Genomic DNA, 23922 nt, shown 5'->3' on the forward strand with positions numbered 1-23922 from the left:
TGCGTCCGGTGTCTGGTTCTGATCAGGCGGTTGAGCGGGCGTCGTCGAGGCCGGTGCGCAATGATCAGCCCATGACCGAGATCGTTTTGATGTCAGATCCGAAGATTGCAGCCATACCGGTGAAGGACTGCGACGAACCACTCCTTGATGTGCGACGCCAGGAGCCCTTCCCTGTAGACACGCGGGAGCAAGACGATGCCGGGGCCTTCGCGCACCTGCGAGAAGGCGTCTTGAACCGCCTTCTCGATGCCCGGGAGCTGCTGCCGGACGGTATCCGGTTGCTGTTCATCGAGGGGTACCGGCCACCTGCGGTGCAACGGTTCTACTTCGAGCGGTATGCCGAAAGGCTCCGGAACGACAACCCCGGCTGGTCTTCGGAGCAGGTGCGTGCTGCCGCAAGCCGGTTCGTGTCTCCCCCGGAGATCGCCCCGCACAGCGCCGGCGCTGCCGTCGACGTGACTCTCGTCGCCGCCGACGGCCGGGAACTCGACATGGGAACGCCGGTCGATGCCAGTCCGGAAGTGAGTGAGGGCGCCTGCTATACCGCCGCACACAACATCAGTGCGGAGGCGCGCGGCAACCGTCAGATCCTCACCGAGGCCCTGACCGCAGCGGGCATGGTCAACTACCCGACCGAGTGGTGGCACTGGTCCTACGGCGATCGCTACTGGGCACTCGCCACGGGTGCAGGCCACGCCCTCTACGGACCGCGGGAACTGGGCTGACGGGACCGCGGGAACTGGGCTGACGCCCCGGAGACCGGCACGCACGCGGGAGGATCCGTCCCATGCGGGGTTGCTTCGTCCGTGCGGACCTGGCCGGTGCTCAGTGCATCGCGAGGTCGAGGATGCGCTGGACCAGGCCGGGGTAGCTCCAGCCGGCCCCGGTCGCCGCGAGCGGCAGCAGACTCGTTGCCGTCAGGCCCGGGAGCGCGTTCACTTCGAGGCACATCGGCTCGCCACCGGTATCGCAGCGGAAGTCGGTGCGCGAGTAGGAACTACCGTCGAACCCCAACGCCTGGTGGGCGTCCAGGGCCAGCTCCTGCAGTCGGGAAGCGAAGGCCGCCGGGACCCGCGCGGGGCACACCTCGCTCACCGCTCCCGGCTGGTACTTGGCCGCGTAATCCCACACCGGAGTCGTCAGCTCGATCTCGACCACCGGGAGCACCTGCTCACCGACCACGGCGACAGTGAACTCGCGTCCCGGCAGGAACGGCTCCACCAGCATCTCGACCCCACGGGGGCGCATCTCGGCAGCAACCTGGCCCAGTTGCGACAGCGAGTCGACCCGGTACACCGACACACTTGACCCGTCCGCTGTCGGCTTTGCCACCACCGGACCCGCCGCAACCAGTCGTTCCACGTTCGCGGGCACGTCCCCGTCCCCGGGCCGCCACAGCGCCCGTTCGACGACCGGCAGTCCCGCCGCCCCGAGTACCGCCTGCGCCCGGCCCTTGTGCCAGGCCGCCGCACACGCCGCGCTGCCCGCACCGGTGAACGGGATGCCCGCCGTTTCCAGCAGCGACTGCACATGCCCGTCTTCACCCCAGCCACCGTGCAGCGCCAGGAAGACGGCCTCCGCTCCACGCAGGAGATCAAGGACCGGCCCGTCCGTCAGAGCCGCGTACATGCGCCGCCGCCACTGCTGCTGATCGGAGAGGGACGGTGGTTCCTTCGCGACGCTGAATCCGTCGATCGCATCACCGGGGTGCAGCGGTCCGGCCAGGACCGGCACCGCTGCGGCCGGATCGACCAGCACCACCTCATGACCCCGCTCAAGCAAGGCCTGGGCAACCGACCGGCCCGAGGCCAGCGAAACATCCCGCTCGGAGCTCTCTCCACCACATAAAACCACTACGCGCATAGCGCGATTCTGCCGCACACCGTCGCCCGCCCTCCCGCATGCGGCGAGCATGCGCCACTTCTCCGCCGGCAGGGCCGCGCCAAGACGGAGTGCTGCAGGAACTGGCGCTGCGCTCACCGACGAGCAGCCATACCCCGCGGTTGCGCGGCGGATGACGCGGGTTGTCCGGCCCGCGGCGGACCAGGCTCTCCGCCGCCCGTCGCCGCCTCCTTGGCCTTACGCAGCCTTACGCTCCCTCCATTCCCTCCGCACCGGCCTCTCCGGGCCGGCCGACCGCGTCATCGGCGTGCCGGCTGAAGACGGGCAGCGCCCGCACCAGGTCCGGGGGAAGGGCAAGGCCCTGCTCGGAAGACGGGTCGACCGCCATCCACAGGTCGTCCGCCGGCCAGTTCGCGGCCAGGTCGACGACGGGGATGCGGAGCGCGGTCTCCAGGTCGCCGCCGGCCGTCAGCAGCGCATTCTCGGTGGTGAAGACGGGGACGTATCGGTTGCCGTCCTGTTCGATCACCGGCAGGGAGACAGCGCCCTCGGGGCGCTCCTCCTCGCCCTCGGCCGGTGGCGCCTGCGGCAGCAGTGCCACGCTGGCCGCGAGCTCGACCAGGGCGGCCTGGGTGTCCGCCGCCTCCGCTGCGGACTGTGTGCCGTCGGTGGAAGGTTCTCCGGCCGGGGGCGCGTTTTCGTCTGGGGTCAGGGGGCTCATGGCTTGTCCTCTCGTCGGCGTTGCTCACCGGCCACCCGCTCGACACGGGTCGGCGCGGGTTGCCGCAGTCGCCGCCGGATGCCGCCCAGCGGCAGGGGGCCGGGGCAAGCGTGGCAATACCTCCAAGGCTAAGCCGCCCCACGTACTCCGCAACGTTCCCGGTCAAGGGACCGGCGACAACCACGTTCTTCCTGGTCAGGCGACCGGTCACCCGACTCCTCCCGAGTGCGGACGGACCGCCGAGTCGCATGGTGCGGCGCGTCGTAAACCCGGCCAGACCGCCCCAGGGCGGACGATCGGGGAGTTGACGACATCCGCACGGAGAGGGGCGCCCTGCAGTACCAGACGCCATCGCACACCAGGCGTCCTCGCACGCCAGCCGTCCTCGCACATCGGACGTCCTCGCACACCGGACGTCATGACAATCCGCGCGCCGTGGCACGCAGAGCGACATCCGGTCGACATCCGTACACGGGCGTCATCCACACCCACCGCGACATCCGTACACAGAAAGGGGTCACCATGGCCACCACACGTAACGCTCACACCGAGTGGGAGGGCGAGCTGTTCAAGGGCCTGGGGGAGGTCACGCTCGACTCCTCGGGAGTCGGTCACTTCCCCGTGACCTGGGCTTCCCGCGCCGAAGAGCCCAACGGGAAGACCAGTCCCGAGGAGCTGATCGCCGCCGCCCACTCCAGTTGCTTCTCCATGGCCCTGTCGAACACGCTCACCGGGGCCGGCAACCCACCGACGCGGCTCACGACGAACGCCGCCGTCACCTTCCAGCCCGGCACCGGCATCACCGGGATCCACCTCACCGTGGAGGGCCAGGTGCCCGGCATCGACGAGTCCGCCTTCAAGTCCGCGGCCGAGGACGCCAAGGTCAACTGCCCGGTGAGCCAGGCCCTCGCCGGCACCACGATCACCCTCACCGCCACCCTCTCCTGACCCCGCGAACGCGCCACACCACGCCCCCTCTCCGCTTCCGTCGGTACGAGGGGGCATTCGTCCACGCGAAGTGCTCCGCCGCGTGGCGCGCGGTGCCGCGTTCGGCCGCGGCGGCTTCGACACTTCCGGCATCCCCTCAGTCGCTCCGTGGACAGGCGGACCGTCCAGGTGGAAGACCAACTCCCCACGCTGACTGGCTCGGCGTGCCGCGGCATACGTTCGCTGCGATGTTCGGTGCGGCCATCGCGTTGGCCGGAGCACTTTGACGAGTCAGATCTGTACGCCGATGTACGGCCCGCCTTGGCGCGCTTGCGCGGTGATGGGCTGTGGCTCGGCATCGCGGGGAACCAAACCGTGCGGGCGGGCGGGATTCTCCGCAGTCTGTTCACCAACGATGTCGACTTGATCGGCACGTCGGATGACTGGGGAGCCAGCAAGCCCGATCGGCTCTTCTTCGAGCGGGTGACCGACCTTGTCCCCTTCGCGGACGATCAGATTCTGTATGTCGGGGACCGCGTGGACAACGATCTCCGCCCCGCGGTGGCCGCTGGTATGCACACTGCACTCGTTCACCGAGGTCCATGGGCGACGGTCCAGTGGAACACCGTGGAGGCGCGCGAGCTGCCCACGTTCCGTATCGAGTCGCTGATGGAACTGCCGGAAGCCATCTCGGAGTTCAACGGGCGAGAGCGCTGAATGACGTCGTCCGTCGGTATAGCCGGCCTGGCCCGCCCATTACCTCCTGCGTAATCGACCCCCACCCCACCACCCGGCAAGGTGAAGTCATCGGTTCACGGGCCGGCGCACTCCGGCCCGTGAAGCGGTGCCGGCGGCCGTGCTTGGTGCCGGTGCCGTTTGGATCTCACCAGGAGCGGGAGTACGTGATGACTCAGCAGGAGCAGCAGCAGGTTGGGCAGCAGGCGTCGGGCGCGGGCGAGTGGTACGCGGCGGCGGTGGCGCGGTACTTCGAGGCGTGGAATGCGACGGAGGAAGGGGCGCGGGGTAAGGCTGTCGCGGCGGCCTTCGGGGAGGACGCCACGTATACGGACCCGTTGGCCGATGTCGTGGGGCACGAGGGGCTGGCGGCGGCCATCGCGGGGGCGCATGCGCAGTTCCCCGGGTTTGTGTTCCGGCAGTTGGGGGGCGTGGACGGGCACCATGACATGGCGCGGTTCGGGTGGGAGCTGGTCAGTGTGGCGGATGGTTCGGCGCCGGTGGCCGGGTTCGATGTGGTGCGGCTGGGGGAGGATGGGCGGATTCGGTCCGTGTGCGGGTTTCTGGACCGGGTGCCGTCGGCAGGCTGAAGTGTCCGAGCCGTCGAGCCGTCGAGCCGTCGAGCCGCCGCGCGGCGGAGCCGCCGAGCCGGTTCCGTACGGTCCGAGCTCTTCCGTAAGTCCGAGCCCTCCCGTCCGGCCCGTGCCGTCCCCTCGGCCGAGCTCTCCGTAAGGCCCGTGCCCTCCCGTAAGGCCCGTGCCCTCCCGTACGGCCCGAGCCCTCCCGTAAGCCCGGGCAGCCGCCGTCCGTCCCCTACGGGCCCGTCTCCCGCAGGTACGCCGCGGTTTCCGGGTCGGCCGGCAGCAGGGTCTCCACTGCCAGCTCGGAGACGGTCACGTCCATCGGGGTGTTGAACGTGGCGATGGTTGAGATGAAGGAGAGCACGGCGTTGTGGTGTTCGAGCATCATGGGGAGGGCGAAGGGGGCGTGTTCGCCGAAGGCTGCCGTTTCGTGGCCGCCCGGGGGCAGGGGGTAGGCGACCACCTCGTCGTAGAGGGCGCGCAGGCGGGCGGAGCGCAGCAGGGCCAACTGGCGTTCCATCTGGGCGAGGAGGTGGCTGCGCCATTCCCGGTAGTTGCGGATGCGGGGGGCCAGGCCGTCGGGGTGCATGGTGAGGCGCATGGAGTTCAGCGGGGGCTGGAGGAGGGCAGGGGCGATGCCGTCCAGCAGCAGGGTGACACCGCGGTTTGCCGCCTGTACGTGGTAGGTCCCGTCGACCACCAGGGCGGGGAAGGGCTCGTAGCCGGTCAGGAGGCGTTCCATGCCGGAGCGCAGGGCGGCCATCGACGGGTCGTCCAGCGGTGTCTCAGGGAAGGTGGGGGCGTAGCCCGCTGCGATCAGCAGGGCGTTGCGCTCCCCTACGGGGACGTCGAGGTGTTCGGCGAGGCGGAGCACCATCTCCTGGCTGGGGCGGGAGCGGCCGGTCTCGATGAAGCTGATGTGGCGGGCGGAGGAGTCGGCGCGCAGGGCCAGTTCCAGTTGGCTGATCCGGCGCCGGTCGCGCCATTCGCGCAGCAGGGAGCCCACGCCCGTGGTCGTCTCCGGCGAGGATGCCGCAGCAGTTGTCATGGGAGGGACGGTAGCCGAGGGCCGGTGCGGGCGGGGTGTACGGGAGGAGCGCGCGCCGTGGGTGCGCGAAAGTGTCGTCGGCGTGCCACGCTGGAATGGTCGCGGGCGTCGTGGCAGTGGGCGGCGGCCGTCCGGGGCACCATAACCGTGCATATTCATTCGTATTCATGCGTATCGGGGCCGGCTCATCGGTGGCCGGCACACGGGGAGAGGCGAACGCCATGACCGCTCAGCTGGAACCGCTCAGCTTCAAGGAGATCGAGGACCGTCTCGCGGAGCTGCCCGGCTGGTCCGTCGAGGGCGGGATGCTGTGCCGTGGCTACGCCTTCCACGGGCACTTCCCGGCCGCCGCCATGGTCATCCATATCGCGCAGATCCAGGAGGAGTTGGGCCATCACGCCGAGCTGACGCTGGGGTACAACCGGCTCGCGGTCTCGGTGAACACCCACAGCCTCGGCGGACGGATCACCCATCTCGACTTCGGCCTGGCCCACCGGATCGAGGCGATCGCTCCGGGGCACGGAGCCCGTTGACCCGTCGCCTCGGGCCATGGAGTCCGCCGGCCCGTCACCTTGGGCCGTGGAGTCCGCTGGTCCGATTCGTCGCTCCGGGGGCGCGACACCGCCCCCGGAGTGCGGCTGGGCCGCGGTGGCCGGACCGAGCCCCCGCGGCCGCCCCGCCCCGCCCCGTGGCCGCTCAGCCCGCTCCACACCGTCCCGGCCCGCCCTCAGCTCCCCGAGCGCGGCCGGACCACGCGCCCCGCGCGCGCCAGTTCCACATTGAACTGGGCGCCGGACAGCAGTGACAGGTGGGAGAACCACAGCCAGATCAGGAACACCACCGGCCCCGCGAGCGAACCGTAGAGCCGGTTGAAGGTGCCGACGTACGAGGTGTAGGCGGCGAAGGCGCCGGAGGAGACCAGCCAGAGGAGCACGGCGACGACACCGCCGGGCGCCGCTCTGCGCACGCCGCGGGAGCTGGGCGGGCCGGAACGGAACAGCACCATCGCCAGCACCGTGGCCAGGAGCAGCAGCAGCGGCCACTTCAGCAGGTTCCAGGTCGCCTCGCCCGCCTCGCCCAGCCCGACGGCCCGGCCCAGTGCGGTCGCGATCGGCCCGCTCACCAGCAGGGCCACCGCGCTGCTGATCAGCAGGGCCATCAGCAGCAGCGCCGTCATCAGAATCCGCGGTGCCTTGCGCCACGGCGGACGGTCGTCCTTGGCGCGGTGCATGGCGTGCAGCGCGCGGCGGAAGACGGCCAGATAGCTGCAGGACGACCACAGGGCGCTGATCAGGGCGCCGCCCAGCACCACCCAGGCGGCGGTGCGCTGATGCGCCATGCCGACCAGCGCGCGGTGCACGGTCGGGCCCGACTGGGCCGGTGCGATCGACGTGATCTGGTTGATGAGCTGCTCGGTGGCCGCCGGATCGGCGAGACCGATCAGCGACACCGTGACGATCAGCGTCGGCAGCAGTGCCAGCACCGAGTAGTAGGTCAGGCTCGCGGCCCAGTCCGTCACATCGTCGTGCCACACCGACAACGGTGTACGGCGCAGTGCGGTACGGAACTGGGCCCACGTCGGCAGCGCGGCCGGCTGCCTCGGCCCCGCCGCCCCGAGTGCGCGGTCCAGCTGCGTCCGGTCCAGCCCGCGGCGCATACCGCTCCCGGCCATGTCGTATCCGTCCTCTCCGTCGCATCCGTCGTATCCGTCGTATCCGTCCTGCATCATCTCCTGGCACGGATGCCGCTCACGACACGGTGGCCGCCCGAGGGTCCCGGCCGCTCCGCTCCGGCCCCGCTACGCCACCCCGGCCCGCTACGCCAACCCGCCCCGGCTACGCCACCCCGGCCACCCTGGCTACTCCAGCCCGCGTGCCCGCTTGAACCGCGCCAGCCCGTCCGCCAGGTCCACCACGGGATCCGGATAGTCGTACGCCGCGCGCTCCGGCCCGGTCAGCTTCCACGGCTGGTGCACCGCGGCGCCCGCGAGACCGGCCAGCTCCGGCACCCAGCGCCGTACGTACTCGCCCCGCGGGTCGAACCGTCTGGCCTGGACCAGCGGATTCAGTACCCGGTTGGGGCGGGTGTCGGTGCCGGTCCCGGCCACCCACTGCCAGTTGAGCTGGTTGTTGGCCATATCGCCGTCCACCAGCCAGTCCAGGAAGTGCCGGGCGCCCACCCGCCAGTCCACATACAGCGTCTTGGTCAGAAAGCTCGCCACCAGCATCCGCGCCCGGTTGTGCAGCCACCCCTCGTGCAGCAGCTGCCGCATCCCCGCATCGACCACCGGATAGCCGGTACGGCCCTCCTTCCACGCCGTCACCTCGGCGTCGTCGTACCGCCAGCGGTCGCCCTTGGTGCGGTAGTCGGCGCTCGCCGCGCCGGGGCGGGCCGCCAGCACCTGGTGGTGGAAGTCCCGCCAGGCCAGCTGCCGTACGAACGCTTCGGCACCGGCGTCCGGGCGGGCCGACGCCTTGTGCACCAGCTCCACCGGCGAGAGGCAGCCGAAGTGCAGATACGGCGAGAGCCGTGACGTGGCATCGCCCGGCAGGTCGTCCTGCCGGTCCTGGTAGTCGGCCATGCCGGAGCGCTGCCAGGCCCCGAACCGGCGGCGCCCCGCCCGCTCGCCGCCCTCCGGCAGCGCGGGCGACGGTTTCCCGCCCGGGCACAGGTCAGCCGCCGACGGCAGGTCCTCGGACCGCACCCCGTCCGGGACGCGTACGGACCGGGGCGCGGGCAGCACCGACCGCAGCCCCGCGGCCTGCCAGCGCCGGCAGTACGGCGTGAAGACCGCGAAGTGGTCCTTGCCCGGACCGGAGGGCAGCACCGCGGCGGGCGGCAGCGCCGTGATGACGGCGTCGTGTACCACCAGCGCCCGCCCCGCCGCCGCCAGGCCGTCGGTCAACCGCCGCTCCCTGCGCAGCGCGTAGCCGCTCACCCCGGCCGCGAGATGCACCTCGCCGGCTCCGGTCTCCGCCGCCACCCGGCAGGCCTCGGCCACCACATCCCCCGTACGGATGACCAGCCGACCGCCGCAACCGCGCAACCCGGCATCGAGATCCGCCAGCGCGCCGGCCAGGAACGCCGCGCGGTTGGGCACCATGAACCCCGCGTCGGCGACCCCCGTGTCGACGACGAACAGCGGCACCACCCGCGCCGCGGAGCGCAGCGCGGCATGCAGCACCGGCTGATCGTGCAGCCGGAGGTCGGAGCTGAACAGGCAAACGGCTACATCCATGCCCTACGTCTACACCGAACCCGCGCCGCGCGACCGCCCGCCGGGGCGCGCCCCCGACCAGCGACGCACTCCCGGTCCTGTCCAGCGACGCACCCTGGCCAAGCGACGCGCCTCGTCCAGCGGCCCGGTCCCGTCCAGCGACGCACTCCGGTCAAGCGACGTGCCCTGCCCCCGTCCAGCGGCCCCGTCCCGGTCGAGCGACGCGCTCCCGGTCGAGCGACGCGCTCCCGTCAAGCGAACGGCAGCCCGCGCCACGGCGAGCCCGGGTCCTGGGTGAGGACCCGGTGCAGGTGCACGGCCTGCGCGTACTCCGGCCCGAACCAGCCGTTGTCGAACGCCAGCATCCGCCCCAGCGCATAGCCCGCGGCGAACTCCTCCCACGAGCCGTACACCTCCCTGGCCTTCGCGCCGGCCTGCGTCACGGCCTGTTCGGCCTGCTGCGGTGCGCACAGCCGGGCGCCCAGGCCCCAGCGGACGAGAGCGACGGCATGTGCGAGGTCCAGTGCGACGAGCGACACCACCCGGCCGTCCGCCGACGGCAGCAGGCCGTCGGCCCGGAACCGCTCTTCGTACCTGGTCACCAGCTCGGGGACGGCCGGCGTGGCGGCGGTGTCCGGGGAACCCGCCCCGGCCTCATCGGTCCGGCTCGCGTCCGTCGTGTCCGCCTCGTCCGCCGTGTCCGCAGCGCGCCCGGCGGTCCCGGTCCCGGCCCCGGCGCCGCTGCCGCCGGCCCGTGCCCGCAGCGCGGTCTCCGTCTCCGCCGGTACGAACTGTCCGCCGAGCAACTGGTCCAGGCGCTGCTGCCAGCCGGCGGGATCGGTCACCGACCACTGTTCGTGCAGCGTCTGCGCATCGGCGGCGTGATCGAGGAAGGCCGTACCGAGTTCGTTCCACGGCACGCTGTGGTGCACCGCGAGCGGCGCACCGCACGCCAGCCCCTGCGCCACCGGGCCGTGCAGCGGACCGCCGAAGTGCGTGACGAGCAGGCCGCCGGGCCGGGCCCCGACCTGAGCACGTCGCTGCAGCCAGCCCGCCCGGTGGGCCGGGGAGGCGGCCAGGTACGCGGCACACGGCGTCCCGGGGTTGACCGCGAGCCGCCATTTGCCGTTCGGCCAGTCCTGTGCCAGTTCCTCCAGCGAAACCCGGTCGAAGAACTGCTGCGGCTGCCACGGCGGCAGCATGCCGCGGGTCAGGACGGGAATGCACTTACCACCCGCCGCCGGGTCGTCGTAGACGGGCAGCGGGTCCTGGCCCTGCTGCGGTGCCGCCAGATACAGATCCTCACCGGCGATCGCCGCGATCTGACCGTCCCAGTCACCACGCACCGTCGCTTCGTACAGCCGCCGCTCGGTATCCGTCGGCGGCATCCATCCCGGAGTAGCCACGGGCCAGACCCTACGGTCGTGCCCTGCTCCGCCGGTATCCGGGGCTGCCGGAGCGGCAGCGCGGATTGCACGCCCACGACCGGTAACGGAGGCTCGATGTCATGAGCAACGACGAACGGCCCGCACCCGGGCGCGGCCCCCACGACACGGCGCAGATCGACTGGGAGGTGTTCGGCCCGCTCCTCGAACGGGGTGCCGAGCTGCACCTGCCGCTCTACGAGCAGGCCGCCGCCTGGCTGCGGCAGCTCCTCGCCGGGACGGCCGCAGCCGTCGGCCAGGGGGTGGAGCGGGTGCTCGACGTCGGCAGCGGGCCGGGCGTCGTCAGCTGTCTGCTGGCCCAGGCCTTCCCCGCCGCCGAAGTGGTCGCCGTGGACGCGAGCGCGGCACTTCTGGAGCGGGCACACGCCCGGGCCGGGCGCCTCGGCCTCGGCGACCGGGTCCGCACCCATCTCGCCGAACTCCCGGACGGGCTCGACGCCCTCGGCGGCGCCGACGTCATCTGGTCCGCCAGGACCCTGCACCACGTCGGCGACCAGCGTGCCGCGGTCGCCGCCCTCGGCGCTCATCTGCGGCCCGGCGGGCTGCTCGCCGTCTGCGAGGGCGGCCTCACCCCGCGCTTCCTGCCACGCGACATCGGCATCGGGCGCCCGGGGCTGCAGTCCCGGCTCGACGCGGCCTGCGAGGACTGGTTCGTGGAGATGCGCGCGGCGCTGCCCGGCGCCGTCGACGACACCGAGGACTGGCCCGCCTTCCTCGCCGACGCCGGCCTGCGCACCCCGCGCACCCGCAGTTTCCTGCTGGACCTGCCGGCCCCGCTGACCGAGGATGCGCGCGCCTACCTCCAGGACCACCTGACCCAGGGGCTCGACCTCTACGGCGACCGCCTGGACGAGGGCGACCGCACCACCCTCGCCCGTCTCGCCGACCCTGATGACGCCGCCGGTATCGTCCGCCGCCCCGACGCCTTCCTGCTGTCCGCGCAGACCTTCCACACGGCCCGCGCGCAGTAGGAGCGGTCAACGGTCCCTCAGTCTTGATGCATCGGCTTCGGGCTGATCACGGCGAATGTCGCGCCCTGCGGATCGGCCACCACGGCCATCCGGCCGGCGACCATGTCGAAGGGCTGCTGCAGCGCCGCACCGCCGGCCGCGGTGATCTTGTCGACCGTGCCATCGGTGTCCGTCACCGCGAAGTACACCAGCCAGTGCGAGGGAGTGCCGGACGGCATCTGTTCGGACATCGGCTGCATTCCGCCCACCGGCCGGTCGTTCACCGTAAGGGCGTAGTAGTTCTCGGCGCCCTCCATGGGGGCGCTGTCGATACCGAGGGCCGCCTTGTGGAACGTGGCGGCGGCGGACGGGTCGGTGGTGTTGAGCTCGTTCCAGATGAGTGCGCCCGGTTCGTTGACGATGCCGGCGCCGGGGAAGTCCCTGGGCTGCCAGATGCCGAACACCGCTCCGGTGGGCTCGGCCGCGATACACATCCGGCCGAGCGTCATTACGTCCGTGACCGGCATCAGGAGCGTGCCGCCGGCCTGGCTCACCGCTTCGGAGGCGGCGTCCGCGTCGGCGGCCGACAGGTAGGTGGTCCACACGGTCGGCGGCGCGGGCTGGCCGCCCATCGGGACGGCGGCCATGATTCCGGCCACCGGTTTGCCGTTCAGCGTGCAGACGGCATAGCCCCCGGTCTCCGCGGGCCCGATCTCTCCGGCCCACCCGAAGACCTCGGAGTAGAAGTCGATGGCGGCTTGCTGGTCAGGGGCCGCGAGATCGATCCAGCAGGGCGTTCCGGGCTGGTAGGGAGAGGTGACTTCAGGCATCGTGCCTCCTCGCTGGGGGCACCTCCCCTGCCAGGGCACGGGGGAGGCGCAGGGCAAAGCGAGGGGTACCGGCCCCGGTCGGCATGCCCCGGGGCCGCCCCACGCTCACCCACCACACTTCCTGCCGTCCGCCGGGCCCGCCACTCGGGTACGGCAACGGCGCCGCCCGGACGAGCCGGGCGGCGCCGTTGTGGAGCGCCTTACCGAGCGGCGGTCAGGCCATGTCGAAGGTGGCCGGGTCCGGGCCGATCCGCTTGCCGGTGTCCAGGCCGGCGAGGGTGGCGAGGTCCTTGTCGTCCAGCTCGAAGTCGAAGACGTCGATGTTCTCCGCGATGCGCGAAGGGGTGACGGACTTCGGGATGACGACATTGCCGAGCTGGAGGTGCCAGCGCAGGACCACCTGTGCGGGCGTCTTGCCGTGCTTGGCGGCGAGCGTGGCGAGCGTCGGGTCCTCCAGGAGGCCCTTGCCCTGGCCGAGCGGCGACCAGGCCTCGGTCACGATGTTGTGCCGGGCGTGGAAGGCGCGGGACTCGGCCTGCGGGAACTGCGGGTGCAGCTCGATCTGGTTGACGGCCGGGACGACGGAGGTCTCGCCCAGCAGCCGCTGAAGGTGCTCGGGCCGGAAGTTCGAGACACCGATGGCCTTGGCGCGGCCCTCCGCCTGAATCTTCTCCAGCGCCTGGTACGTCTCGACGTAGCGGTCCTTCGACGGGAGCGGCCAGTGGATCAGGTAGAGATCCACATACTCCAGGCCGAGCTTGGTGAGGGAGGCGTCGAAGGCGCGCAGCGTGGAGTCGTGGCCCTGGTCGGCGTTCCAGAGCTTGGTCGTGACGAACAGTTCGTCACGGGCGATCCCGGAAGCGGCGAGCGCCTTGCCCGTGCCCTCTTCGTTGCCGTAGACCGCCGCGGTGTCGATGCTGCGGTATCCGGCCTCCAGGGCCTGGCCGACGGCGGTGAACGCCTGGTCGTCCTCGATCTGCCAGACGCCGAAGCCGAGCTGCGGCATCGCTACGCCGTTGTTGAGCGTGATGGCGGGAACCTTGCTCACGGGGGAATCGATCCTTACGTCGTCTTTCTCGTTCACGGAGGTCAACGACCATCCGGAACGGCGCATTCCCGCACGGGCCGACGGGATGCGGGCAGAGGGCGGAGTAATCCTGCGAAGGCGCCGTGAGCGGGACCGGCCGGCGGCGCTGTGACGCCGGTCGTGGCCGCTGATACGGGGCATGCCACGGTGGTCGCGGCAGCGGGTTCGCCCAGAGTGAACGCACCGGTGCGGAGCACCTCACCAGCCGGGGCGCCCCTCGGGGGCCCCGGGGACGGTGCCCCGCCCCTCACGCCTGGTACAGCGCGTCCACCTCGACCTGGTACGTCGTCTCGATCGCCTTGCGCTTGAGCTTCAGCGACGGGGTCAGCAGCCCGTGCTCCTCGCTGAACTGGTTGGCCAGTATCCGGAACGTACGGATCGACTCGGCCTGCGAGACCAGTGTGTTGGCAGCGACCACGGCGCGCCGGATCTCGGTCTCCAGATCCGGGTCGCGCACCAGGTCGGTCGGCGGCATCTCCGGCTTCTCCCGCATGGCCAGCCAGTGCGCGACCGCCTCCGGGTCCAGGGTCACCAGGGCCGCGATGAACGGCCGGTCGTTGCCCACCACGATGCACTGGGCGACCAGCGGATGCGCCCGCACCCGCTCCTCCAGGCCCACCGGCGAGACGGTCTTGCCGCCGGAGGTGACCAGGATTTCCTTCTTGCGACCGGTGATCGTCAGATAGCCGTCCTCGTCCAGCGCGCCCAGGTCACCCGTGGAGAACCAGCCGTCGTGCAGCACGGCATCGGTCGCCTTGGGGTCGTTGTGGTAGCCGTGGAAGATCTGCCCGCCGTACAGCCAGATCTCGCCGTCCTCCGCGATGTGCACGGTGGTGCCGGGGACCGGGGTGCCGACGGTGCCGAAGCGGGTCCGCTCGGGCGGGTTGGCGGTGGCGGCCGCGGTGCTCTCCGTCAGGCCGTAGCCCTCGAAGATCCGCACGCCGGCGCCGTCGAAGAACAGCCCGAGCCGGCGCTCCATCGCGGAGCCGCCCGACATCGCATGCCGCACCCGGCCGCCCATCGCCGCCCGGACCTTGCTGTAGACCACCTTGTCGAAGAACTGATGCTGCATCCGCAGCGCGGCGCTGGGCCCCGACCCGGTGCCGAAGGCCTTGTGCTCCTGGGCCTCGGCGTAGCGGACGGCGATCTCGACGGCCTTGTCGAACGGTCCGGCCTTGCCGTCCGCCTCCGCCTTGCGCCGGGCCGCGGCGAAGACCTTCTCGAAGATGTAGGGCACCGCCAGGATGAAGGTCGGCCGGAACGTCTGCAGGTCCGGCAGGAGCGCACGGGCCGCCAGCTCGGGCTGGTGGCCCAGCTTGACCCTGCCACGCACCGCGGCGACCTGGACCATCCGCCCGAAGACATGCGCCAGCGGCAGGAACAGCAGGGTGGCGGCCTCGTCGTCGCCCTTGGAGGTGAAGACGGTCTCGTGGCGCAGCACGATGTTGTCGGCCTCGGCCATGAAGTTGGCGTGGGTGATCACGCAGCCCTTGGGGCGGCCGGTGGTGCCGGAGGTGTAGATGATCGTCGCGGTGGCGTCCGGGGTGACGGCCATCCGGTGGCGGTGGACGACGTCGTCGTCGATATGCGCACCCGCCGCGGTCAGTTCGGCCACCGGGTCGGCGTCCAGCTGCCACAGCTTGCGCAGCTGGGGGAGCCGGTCGATGACCGAGCCGATGGTCATCGCATGGTCCTCGTGCTCGACCAGGCAGGCCGAGACGCCCGCGTTGTGCAGCATCCAGAAGACCTGCTCCGCCGACGACGTCGGATACAGCGGTACGGACTGGACGCCGATCGACCACAGCGCGAAGTCGAACAGGGTCCACTCATAGCGCGTACGCGACATGATGCCGACGCGGTCGCCGAACCGGACGCCCTGCGCCAGCAGGCCCTTGGCCAGTGCGAGGACCTCGTCCCGGAATGTTCCGGCGGTGACGTTCTGCCAGTTGCCCGCGTCGTCCTTACGGGCGAAGGCGACACGCTCGGGGTCGGCGTCGGCGTACTCGTAGACAACGTCCGCCAGCCCGCCGACCCGGGGCGCGGTCGCCAAAGGCGGGACGGTGAACTCGCGCAATGACCCAGCTCCTCGTGGTGTTGCTCACAAGGCCGCGACCGTACCCCAACGTGACGGCATCCGGCAGAGCCGTACCACGTGGTGAATCCGGCGGCATGGGATCTGGCCAACCGTCGAAATCGGGTTACTTCGGAGAAGCCTGGACATGAGCCAGCCGGTTCAACGCCGGACGATCACGACGCCGGGACCATATCTGCACCAAATCTCTGCACCTGGCACCGGATCGGACATGCACCCGGCGCGGAGCCCCTGACCAGGGCTTGTCCCGTAGGCCGAGGGGGCGGGGGTCGGGGGCGGGCGGCCGGCTTGACCGCGCCCCGATCCGCGCGGGGATGCCGGGCGGAGAAGCCGGGTGGCGGCGCCTCCCGGGGCCCTGTGGACGGGCCTTGCGGAACCTTTGGTGGAGCCCTGGGGGAGCTGCAGCCGGTCGCCGCCGGCCAGGATCGCGTCCGCCGGCGCCTCTGCCGGGCCGCGTGCCGTGCGGCTGCGCTGCCCATGGAGCAGAACGAACTCCACTCCGCCGAGTTCCGGCAGTCCGGCACGTGGCTGAATCCGAACCAGACCTGGCGGGATCGTGCCTCTCGTATGTGCCATAACGCCCAGGCCTGCCCGGGTTGCGGCGATCAGTCCGTTGGGCTTCCGATGGTGCGGGCGATCCGCCATTCCCGGCCCGCGCGCTCCAGCGCCCAAGCGCGGGTCAGCGCGGGTGGCGGGCAGACGACCAGCGGGGCCGGGTGCTGCGGATCGAGGCGCAGCCCGGCGCCGACGCCGGCGGTCGCGGGAACCGGCAGGGGCGCCGCGGCCTGAGCGGAGCCGGCCGGCGATGCGGGGTCGTGGCCGGCGAGTCAGTGCCTCGCACCCCCGCGCACCCGGTCCAGCGGCAGCCCCATGACCAGCGGACCGCCCACCGGGGCGTTGGCGGTGCGTACGCGAGACAGTTCGGCGTCGGTCAGGGCTCGCCGGTAGACCCGTACCTCGTCCAGCGCACCCGTGAACTGGGCGCGGCTGTCGGGCCGCTGGCCCAGGTGCACACCGAAGACCGAGCCGCGGCTGACCGACCCCGGGACATCGGGGACGACGGTGGTCTCCCCGTCGTCCACGGTGAGCAGCAGCCGCCCACCCGTGCGGCGCAGGGCCAGATGGTGCCAGTTTCCGTCGTTGTACGCGTCGTGGGTCACGGCCTGGGCGGTGGCGGCCGGAGCGGGGCCGTCGACGGCGGTGACGCGGGCGACGATCCGGGCGTGGCCGGGGTCGCCCTCCACCGCGACCTGCGGGGACTTGCTGCCCACCCCGCCCATCCACAACAGCGGCTGTTCGCCGGCAGCGGCGTCATAACGGAGCCACAGGCTGCAGGTGAAGTCGTGGGTGCCGAGCGGGAGGGAGCCGCGGTAGGGGAGGCGTACCGCATCGTCGGCGCCGTCGAAGGCCAGCGCCTGCCCGAAGCGGCCGCCGGTGGTCCGGGCGCCGCCCAGGACGAAGGCCGGGCGGGCGCCCGGGGCGGCGTCACCCGTCGTGGGATCCGGGCCGCGGCGCGGACCGAGCCAGTCCTCGGTGAAGCGGGCGAAGCGGATCTCGTCCCGGGCGTCGACCGCGCCGCCCTCGTACATCAGGCCGGTGACGTCGTCGGAGACGGCGACCAGGTCCGAATAGCCGGACCAGTCGGTGGTCACCCGGGCCCCCCGGTCGACGCCCTCCCAGGTGCGGCCCTCGTCCCAGGAGGAGCGGATGGTCATGGTCCGGCGCCGGTCGGGGTCGGCGGGCGCCGCGAACAGGGTCCGGCTGCGGCCGGCGCGCGGGTGCGGCAGCCGGAGCGCCGAGCCCTGCACCATCGGGGTGTAGAGGCCGGGCAGGGCACGGAACGGGGCGGTGAAGGAGTTGCCGCCGTCACGGCTGACCGCAGCGGTGCGGTGGCCCAGGTCGGTGCCGTCCTGTTCCCGCCCGTTGACGTAGACCGAGCCGTCGGAGCGTTCCAGGAGCGCCATCTCCGAAGGCTTTTGACGGAATGTGCCGTCAGTGGCGACGGGCCAGGTGTCCAGCGCGCCGACCTTCCAGGTGGCGCCGCCGTCGTCGCTGTGGACGAGCGCGGCGTGGTTGGCGGTGACCCGGTCGTCCGCGTAGCTCTCGGAGTTGATGCCGAGCACCAGACGGCCCGCGTGCCGTCCCCGGGTGAGCTGGATGCCGTGCAGAGGCCCGGTGGCGTACCACGAGTTCCACTGCGGGGGACGGACGGCGGCGGTCAGGTCCCGGGGCGCGGACCAGCTGGCGCCTTCGTCGTCGCTGTACTGGAGGTGCGGGGTGCGGTCGCAGGGGACCGCGCAGCTGAGGCCGTCGGTGCGGCCCTTGTTGTAGGTCTCGGCGAGCACGATCCGGCCGGTGCGGCGGTCCACGACGGGCGCCGGGTTGCCGTGGGTGTCGCCGTTGCCGTGGTTGATCACCTGGAGCGGGCCCCAGGTACGGCCACCGTCGGTGGAGCGCTTGAGGACGAGGTCGATATCGCCCGCGTCACCGCAGTCGTGCCGCCGGCCCTCGGCGAACGCGAGGAGGGTGCCGCGCACGGACTTCACGACGGCCGGTATACGGAAGCAGAAGTAGCCCTGTTCCTGGGACGCTTTGAAGAGGATCTGCTGCTCGAAGCCGCCGGCAGGGGAGGGTGCCGAGGCGGTGGCACGAACGCTGTCCGATGCCCTGTCAGGCACGGCGCGTGCGGGGGCGGTCGGGAGGAGGGCGAGGGCGGTGGCGGTCAGCGCGGTCAGCGCGGTCAGCAGGGCCACGGCACGGCGCCGGGGTCTGCGGCGGGGGCTGGGGTGTGCGCGGAGAACTGACGTCATGGTCCGGCCTGCCCTTCGAGGCATCGGCGTCGGGTCATCAGGACATCCCACGTCCTATGTGCATCGCGACGGAAGCTACTGCCGCGTGCGGACCGCGACAAGGAGCGTGCGCGGGTTCTCCGCGCCGCGGCCGTAATTCACTCTCCTGATTCACTCTCCCGGCCCGCAGCTGCCGCGTCGCGCCCGCCCCGCCCACCTCGCCCGCCGTGCCTCACGGCCGCAGCACCACCTTCCCCAGGTTGGCCCTGGCCTCGATGATCTCGTGTGCCTTCGCGGCCTCTTCCAGGGGCAGTTCGGCATGGACCGCGACCCGCAGCCGGCCGGATCCGGCAAGCTCCCACAGCCGCGTCCGGTGCTGCTCGTACAGCTCCCGGTGGACGGTGGAGAAGCGGCGCATCGTCAGTCCCGTGATGGTCTTGGCGCCCGCCAGCAGCTCGTGCGCCGGAACCGTCCCGCCACCGGAGTTGAAGAAGATCAGCCGGCCGCCGGGAGCCAGCGCGGCCAGTGCGCGCGGCAGCAGCTCGCCGCCGACACCGTCCAGGACGATATCGACCGGCTCACCCCAGGACCCCTGGTCGTAGACCACCACCTCATCGGCCCCCAGCCCGTACAGGAACTCCGCCTTGGCGGGCGAGCCGACCGCGGCCACCACCCGTGGCACCCCCTGGAGCTTGGCCAGTTGGACGGCGAGGTGTCCGGTGCCGCTCGCCGCGCCGGTGATCAGTACGGACTCGGCGCCCTGCGGTGCCGCGGTGCTGAGCGCGGCGAGCGCGACCTGGCCGCTGCGCACCAGCGCCACCGCCTGCACGGCGTCCGCGTCGTCCGGTATCCGGCTCGCCAGGAAGGCGGGCGCGAGGGCGAGTTCGGTGTAGGAGCCGGTGAGGGTGAGCGAGGTGACGCGGTCGCCGGGGGCGAACCCGGTGACGTCCGGGCCGACGGCCACGACCGAACCGGCGATCTCGCCGCCGGGCATGGCGGGCAGCGGATCGCCGCCGCCCTTGCCGTCCCCGCGCACCCGTCGTACGCACGGCAGCGTGACGCCGATCGCCTCCGTGCGCACCAGCAGTTCACCGGGACCGGGCACCGGTGCCCCGGCCTCCTCGACCCGCAGGACCTCGGGGCCGCCGTAGGTATGGAATCGGACACGGCGCATGGCCAGGCACCTCCGGGATCGTCGCTCGGCGCGCGGGGCGGCCAGGCAGCCGGACAGCTGCCCGGTCGCCGGACGGCACGCACCGGCCGGTTTCATTGGGTTCCCCAACGATATCCCGCAGCCATTGGTTCCGCCAATAGTTTTTCGTTGGGCTCGCCAAGGGAGTGCTCGGTACGGTGGCCCCATGGCCGACACCCCCTACGCCCCCCGCCACATCCGCGCGCTCCCCAGCTGGCTGCTGGGCCGCGCCGCCGCCCGCGGGCACCGCCTCGTCGCCGAGGCCCTGGCCGGCGAGGGCATGCGGATGATGCACCACGCCGTCCTGTCGGCGGTCGAGGAAATCGGTCCGGTCTCGCAGGCGGAGCTCGGCCGGACGCTGCATATCGACCCCAAGGACATGGTCGCGATCGTCAACGAGCTGCAGCGGGACGGGCTGGTGACCCGCAGCCCCGATCCCCGGGACCGGCGCAAGAACGCCATCGAGATCTCCGCCGACGGCCGACGGCGGCTGCGGCGCACCCGGCAGCTCGGTGACGAGGCCAACGCGGCGCTGACCGAGGATCTGACCCCGGCCGAACGAGAGCAGTTGGTCGCCCTGCTGACCCGGATCGCGCTGCCGGGGGAGTGAACCATGAGGCCGGGCGGCGCGGGGGCGGCGCGATCGGCACCTTCGGGGGCGCCTCGCCCGTCGGCCCGCCCGGTGTGGCGGCCCGTACGCCGCGGTGCCGGTGTGGCGGGCCCGCGCCCTCAGTCCGCAGGCGTGGCGGCCCCCGCGGGCAGGGCGATGCGGTGCTCACCCGCGTAGACGTTCATGGAGGAGCCGCGCAGAAAGCCGACCAGGGTCAGCCCGGTCTCGGCGGCCAGATCGACGGCGAGCGAGGAGGGCGCCGAGACCGCGGCCAGCACCGGAATGCCCGCCATCACGGCCTTCTGCGCCAGCTCGAACGATGCCCGGCCGGAAACCATCAGCACACTCGACGACAGCGGCAGCTGCCCCTGCTGCAGCGCCCGCCCCACGATCTTGTCGACGGCGTTGTGCCGCCCCACGTCCTCCCGGATGTCGAGCAGCTCTCCGTCCGTCGTGAACAGCGCCGCGGCGTGCAGGCCCCCGGTCCGCTCGAACACCCGCTGAGCGGCCCGCAGCCGGTCGGGGAGGGCGGCGAGGGTCGCCGGGTCGATACGGATCCGATCGATACGGAGCGGGTCGATACCGTCCGAGGCGGCGGGCGAGGAGGCCAGGGGCCAGCGCGTGGTGGTGCGCACCGCGTCCAGGCTGGCCTTGCCGCACAGCCCGCACGACGACGTCGTATAGACATTGCGCTCCAGGGTGATCTCCGGGACCGGGACGCCGTCCGCGAGCCGGACGTCCACGACGTTGTACGTGTTCTCCCCGTCCGCCGTCGCCCCCGCGCAGTAGACGATGTTCGCCAGCTCGTCGGCGCTCGCCAGCACGCCCTCGCTGACGAGGAATCCGGCGGCGAGCGCGAAGTCGTCGCCCGGTGTGCGCATCGTGATCGCCAGCGGCTTGCCACCGAGCCGTATCTCCAGCGGTTCCTCGGCGACGAGGGTGTCCGGACGGGTGCTCACGGCACCGTCGCGGATGCGGATGACGCGGCGTCGCTCGGTGACCCGTCCCATGTCTGATCAGTCCCGTCCTCACCGGTCCGGAGCGGCGCCGGTGGTGTCTGTATGGAGAGCCGAAGCGGCCCTTGGTGCGGCTTGATGTTGCTCGGCGCTGCCCGGTGCAGTGGTTGCCGCCGTGGCCACCGGAGCCGTGCGCGGCAAGGGGACCTCGACGTTCCCATTCTCCTGCACGGAAGTGCGGTGCGACGGCCGGCGTCGGCACCACGCACCACAGGCCCGGCCGGTCAGCCGGCCTACGGTACGTGGTGCGTGGTGCCCGGACAGGAGCGTCAGCTCTTCAGCTCACGCCCGCCGAATGCGCCCGAGCCGTCGGCCGCGGCCCAGGCGGCCTCCAGACCGGCCTGGTCCAAGGTCCGCCAGTCCGGGGTGGCCTGGACCAGGGTCCGCCCCAGCCGGCGCCCGAGCTCGACCATCGACCGGCCGGTCGCGCCGCGCTCGGCCCCGTATGCCGCGAGCGCGTCGGGCCGCTCCGGTACGGCGCGCAGCGCGGTCTCCAGAGCGGCGGCGTCCTGCAGCGCCTTGACCGCACCGGCGCCGGTGTGCGGGCGGGCGACGGTGGCCGCATCGCCCGCGAGCAGCAGCCGACCTGCGGTGTAGCGCGCCGCGGTGAAGTCGTACATCGGCTGGATGAACACCTCTTGACGCGGCGTCAGTCGCATCAGCCCGCCCCAGTAGGGCGGCAGCAACTCGTCCGTGACGTAGGTGAAATGGGCGTACAGGGCGTCGGTGAGGGTGCCGGGCGGCAGGCTGGTGGGGGTGTCGAGCCCCAGGTCGAGGCCGGCGGGCGGGGCGGTGTACAGGACCCAGTTCGCGCGCTGACCCCCTTGGCCGTCCGGGATGCGGTAGATGATGACGTGGCCGCCGGGGAAGACGCCGTAGATGCAGTCCTCTTCCGCCCAGGGGTCGGCCGGCAGGCCGGGGAAGTGGAGCTCCGTCAGCCGGTCGGCCGGCACCGCGCCACGCCAGGCGAGGTACCCGGCATAACCGGGCCGCACGCCGGGGAACGCGGTCTCGCGGACCACCGAACGGTAGCCGTCCGCGCCGATGACCAGGTCGAAGCGCTCCGTACGGCGGCTGCTGCCGTCGGCGCCGCGCTGTTCGCCGCTGCCCGCACCGCCCTCGCCCGCTCTGCTTCCTTCGCCGCCGCCGAGATGGACGCCGGCGCCGTCCGCCGCGTCGCTGACCGCGTCCACCCGTACCCCCGACCGGAAGACGGTGTCCTCCGGCAGCCGCCGCCGTAACTCCTGCCAGAGCGGACCCCAGCAGTACGAGCGGAACGGGAAGGGCAGCGCGCCGATCTGACGGCCGAGCGGCCCGGCGCCGTCGCGCACGTACCAGCGACGGGTGGCCAGCTGGACCCATGCCATGGCGGTGTCCAGATAACCGGCGGCGGCGAGCTCGGCATACCGGGCGTTGTGCACCGCGAGGCCGACACCGCGGTCCGCGAGCCGGCCGGCGGTGCGTTCGTACACGGTGACCCGGCCGGCGCCGGCCCGGTGCGCGGCCAGTGCCGTGGCACAACCGGCGATGCTGCCGCCCACGACGGCGACGTCGGCCCCGGCGATCCTGATGCGGTCCCTGCTCATACGCGGATACCCCCTGCGTTGTCCGGCGCCGATGGTCGGTCGGCTGCCTGGTGTGACCGGGCACATCCTCGCAGCGCGCGTCCGTCCCGGCGCGCCGAAACCGCCCCCAGCACCGCCCCTGCGCCGCCGCCCGTCCGTCCCCTCCCCTCAATCCCCCTGAAGTCTTCTGAAGTCTCGTGAAGGAGGGGTGGCCGGGCGGTGACCTGGGTAGGTGCCTGAATCGGGACCCGGCAGCGCCGCGGACCCGGGGCCGGCCGAGCGCCGCGCCCCATGAAGAGCGGCCCGGTGGCGGGTTCTGTGGGGGATCCCGCCACCGGGCGCCCGCTGACGCGGGGACCGCTCGGTCACCGCTTCGGCGAACGAGCCCCTCGCTCTGCGTATCTCTTACGGGGCGAGGGCTTCGCACCAGTCCTCGACGGTGAGGACATCCGCCCACTGCGGGAACAGTTTCCCGGTGAGGACCCGGTGCACCTCGGGGTCGGCGTCGAGGCAGGCATCCGCCAGGACGGTGAGGCCGAAGTCCAGGTCGTTGGCTTGGCACAGGGTGTGCAGCACCACACCGCTGGTGGCGATGCCGGTGAGAACAAGGCTGTCGATACCGCGAGTCCTGAGCACCAGATCGAGGTCGCTGCCCGAGAACGCGCTCCCCCGCCTTTTGGTGACCACGATCTCGCCGTGCCGGGGCGTGACGTCGGGGTGGATCCCGGTACCGGGGCTGCCTTCGGCGAACAGACCTTCCCGCACGGCGGCGGTGAGCACCTTGTTCCGCGGGCTGACGTCCGGCTGGTCCGGGCGCAACCCGACGACCACGTAGATCACGGGGATGTCCGCCGCCCGGGCACCGTCGATCGCCTTGCGCAGGCGCGGCAGATATCCGGAGCCGTCGTCGACGATATTCACGATGTCCCGTTGGACGTCCATCACGAGGAGGGCACTGTTCGGCATGCTTGCGGTCCTTTCTTCACGGGGGACACGGGGGACACGGGGGGCTTCGGGGGAGCGCGGGGGACAGGAGCAAGTCTCGGGGATGTGGCCGGTCGAGCCGCGGTGGGCACATGCAAGGTCCTGACCGTCCGGACCGTGGGTCCGTGCCGAAAGTTCCGTGAAGCCCCTGGTCAGCGGCGAGAACGGCGGATAACGGCGGATCATATCGGTCAATGCGGCAGCCCCAACACGCCCTCAAGAGCGCCTGATCGACGCCCCTCCTGCCACGCAACACGGCCGCTCGTTGACCTTGCCCCTGGGAGAAGCCAC

20 protein-coding genes and 2 pseudogenes are annotated in these 23922 nt (G+C 71.9%); 7 read left to right on the forward strand and 15 right to left on the reverse strand.

Features of this window, described 5'->3' with window-relative positions:
• Positions 1 to 71: 71 nt before the first annotated feature.
• Entirely contained in the window at positions 72 to 725 is a 654-nt protein-coding gene (locus tag ABZ851_RS17275) for a M15 family metallopeptidase (protein WP_361127853.1), read from the forward strand.
• Between the two features lie 100 nt (positions 726 to 825).
• On the opposite strand, the gene ABZ851_RS17280 is transcribed toward ABZ851_RS17275, so the two are convergent.
• Both ABZ851_RS17280 and ABZ851_RS17285 read right to left on the reverse strand, forming a co-directional pair.
• Positions 826 to 1914, reverse strand: a complete 1089-nt coding sequence (locus tag ABZ851_RS17280; RefSeq protein WP_361127856.1) for a D-alanine--D-alanine ligase — start codon at positions 1912 to 1914, stop codon at positions 826 to 828.
• 175 nt (positions 1915 to 2089) lie between these two features.
• Positions 2090 to 2563, reverse strand: a complete 474-nt coding sequence (locus tag ABZ851_RS17285) for an SseB family protein (RefSeq protein ID WP_361127859.1) — start codon at positions 2561 to 2563, stop codon at positions 2090 to 2092.
• 522 nt (positions 2564 to 3085) lie between these two features.
• Between ABZ851_RS17285 and ABZ851_RS17290 the strand changes: the two genes are divergently transcribed.
• The 3 genes and pseudogenes from ABZ851_RS17290 to ABZ851_RS17300 all read left to right on the forward strand — a co-directional run bounded on the left by ABZ851_RS17290 (position 3086) and on the right by ABZ851_RS17300 (position 4815).
• Entirely contained in the window at positions 3086 to 3511 is a 426-nt protein-coding gene (locus ABZ851_RS17290) for an OsmC family peroxiredoxin (protein ID WP_361127862.1), read from the forward strand.
• 188 nt (positions 3512 to 3699) lie between these two features.
• A pseudogene (locus ABZ851_RS17295) lies at positions 3700 to 4207 on the forward strand (HAD family hydrolase); the annotation flags it as partial.
• Between the two features lie 188 nt (positions 4208 to 4395).
• A complete protein-coding gene (locus ABZ851_RS17300; RefSeq protein ID WP_361127865.1) occupies positions 4396 to 4815 on the forward strand; it encodes a nuclear transport factor 2 family protein in 420 nt (139 codons plus the stop codon).
• A 223-nt stretch (positions 4816 to 5038) separates the two neighbouring features.
• Here the strand turns inward: ABZ851_RS17300 and ABZ851_RS17305 are convergent, their stop codons facing one another.
• Positions 5039 to 5854 carry a helix-turn-helix transcriptional regulator gene (locus ABZ851_RS17305; RefSeq protein WP_361127867.1) on the reverse strand — a complete coding sequence of 272 codons (816 nt, stop codon included), beginning with the start codon at positions 5852 to 5854 and terminating at the stop codon, positions 5039 to 5041.
• Between the two features lie 221 nt (positions 5855 to 6075).
• Here ABZ851_RS17305 and ABZ851_RS17310 point away from each other — a divergent pair, with 221 nt between their 5' ends.
• Positions 6076 to 6387: a 4a-hydroxytetrahydrobiopterin dehydratase gene (locus tag ABZ851_RS17310; RefSeq protein WP_361127870.1), complete on the forward strand. Its 312-nt coding sequence runs from the start codon at positions 6076 to 6078 to the stop codon at positions 6385 to 6387.
• A 194-nt stretch (positions 6388 to 6581) separates the two neighbouring features.
• Here the strand turns inward: ABZ851_RS17310 and ABZ851_RS17315 are convergent, their stop codons facing one another.
• From ABZ851_RS17315 to ABZ851_RS17325, 3 genes are all read right to left on the reverse strand, one after another.
• Positions 6582 to 7526 (reverse strand): YihY/virulence factor BrkB family protein, encoded by a 945-nt coding sequence (locus tag ABZ851_RS17315; protein ID WP_361128236.1) that lies wholly within the window; start codon positions 7524 to 7526, stop codon positions 6582 to 6584.
• A gap of 186 nt (positions 7527 to 7712) precedes the next feature.
• On the reverse strand, positions 7713 to 9092 hold the full coding sequence (locus ABZ851_RS17320; protein ID WP_361127873.1) for a deoxyribodipyrimidine photo-lyase: 1380 nt from the start codon (positions 9090 to 9092) through the stop codon (positions 7713 to 7715).
• A 230-nt stretch (positions 9093 to 9322) separates the two neighbouring features.
• Complete coding sequence (locus ABZ851_RS17325; RefSeq protein WP_361127876.1) at positions 9323 to 10477, reverse strand: DUF1266 domain-containing protein; 1155 nt, start codon at positions 10475 to 10477, stop codon at positions 9323 to 9325.
• A gap of 101 nt (positions 10478 to 10578) precedes the next feature.
• Here ABZ851_RS17325 and ABZ851_RS17330 point away from each other — a divergent pair, with 101 nt between their 5' ends.
• Positions 10579 to 11487, forward strand: a complete 909-nt coding sequence (locus ABZ851_RS17330) for a methyltransferase (protein ID WP_361127879.1) — start codon at positions 10579 to 10581, stop codon at positions 11485 to 11487.
• 17 nt (positions 11488 to 11504) lie between these two features.
• Here ABZ851_RS17330 and ABZ851_RS17335 read toward each other — a convergent pair whose 3' ends face one another.
• The 6 genes and pseudogenes from ABZ851_RS17335 to ABZ851_RS17360 form a co-directional block, all read right to left on the reverse strand.
• Entirely contained in the window at positions 11505 to 12296 is a 792-nt protein-coding gene (locus ABZ851_RS17335; RefSeq protein WP_361127882.1) for a VOC family protein, read from the reverse strand.
• 214 nt (positions 12297 to 12510) lie between these two features.
• Positions 12511 to 13344: an aldo/keto reductase gene (locus ABZ851_RS17340; protein WP_361127885.1), complete on the reverse strand. Its 834-nt coding sequence runs from the start codon at positions 13342 to 13344 to the stop codon at positions 12511 to 12513.
• A gap of 286 nt (positions 13345 to 13630) precedes the next feature.
• A complete protein-coding gene (locus ABZ851_RS17345; RefSeq protein WP_336047921.1) occupies positions 13631 to 15457 on the reverse strand; it encodes an AMP-binding protein in 1827 nt (608 codons plus the stop codon).
• A 420-nt stretch (positions 15458 to 15877) separates the two neighbouring features.
• Positions 15878 to 16224: pseudogene (locus ABZ851_RS17350) on the reverse strand (LysR family transcriptional regulator); the annotation flags it as partial.
• A gap of 78 nt (positions 16225 to 16302) precedes the next feature.
• Positions 16303 to 18285, reverse strand: a complete 1983-nt coding sequence (locus ABZ851_RS17355) for an exo-alpha-sialidase (protein ID WP_361127889.1) — start codon at positions 18283 to 18285, stop codon at positions 16303 to 16305.
• A 211-nt stretch (positions 18286 to 18496) separates the two neighbouring features.
• A complete protein-coding gene (locus ABZ851_RS17360) occupies positions 18497 to 19438 on the reverse strand; it encodes a zinc-binding dehydrogenase (RefSeq protein ID WP_361127892.1) in 942 nt (313 codons plus the stop codon).
• Between the two features lie 184 nt (positions 19439 to 19622).
• Here ABZ851_RS17360 and ABZ851_RS17365 point away from each other — a divergent pair, with 184 nt between their 5' ends.
• On the forward strand, positions 19623 to 20066 hold the full coding sequence (locus ABZ851_RS17365) for a MarR family transcriptional regulator (protein WP_336047918.1): 444 nt from the start codon (positions 19623 to 19625) through the stop codon (positions 20064 to 20066).
• 119 nt (positions 20067 to 20185) lie between these two features.
• Here the strand turns inward: ABZ851_RS17365 and fdhD are convergent, their stop codons facing one another.
• From fdhD to ABZ851_RS17380, 3 genes are all read right to left on the reverse strand, one after another.
• Positions 20186 to 21076 (reverse strand): formate dehydrogenase accessory sulfurtransferase FdhD, encoded by an 891-nt coding sequence (gene fdhD / locus ABZ851_RS17370; RefSeq protein ID WP_361127896.1) that lies wholly within the window; start codon positions 21074 to 21076, stop codon positions 20186 to 20188.
• A gap of 275 nt (positions 21077 to 21351) precedes the next feature.
• Positions 21352 to 22668 carry an FAD-dependent monooxygenase gene (locus tag ABZ851_RS17375; RefSeq protein ID WP_361127900.1) on the reverse strand — a complete coding sequence of 439 codons (1317 nt, stop codon included), beginning with the start codon at positions 22666 to 22668 and terminating at the stop codon, positions 21352 to 21354.
• Between the two features lie 384 nt (positions 22669 to 23052).
• On the reverse strand, positions 23053 to 23613 hold the full coding sequence (locus ABZ851_RS17380) for an isochorismatase family cysteine hydrolase (RefSeq protein ID WP_361127903.1): 561 nt from the start codon (positions 23611 to 23613) through the stop codon (positions 23053 to 23055).
• Positions 23614 to 23922 lie beyond the last annotated feature (309 nt).

Origin of the sequence: Streptomyces sp. NPDC047049 (genome assembly GCF_040643995.1) — a bacterium.
In the GTDB taxonomy this organism is placed as follows: domain Bacteria; phylum Actinomycetota; class Actinomycetes; order Streptomycetales; family Streptomycetaceae; genus Streptomyces; species Streptomyces mooreae.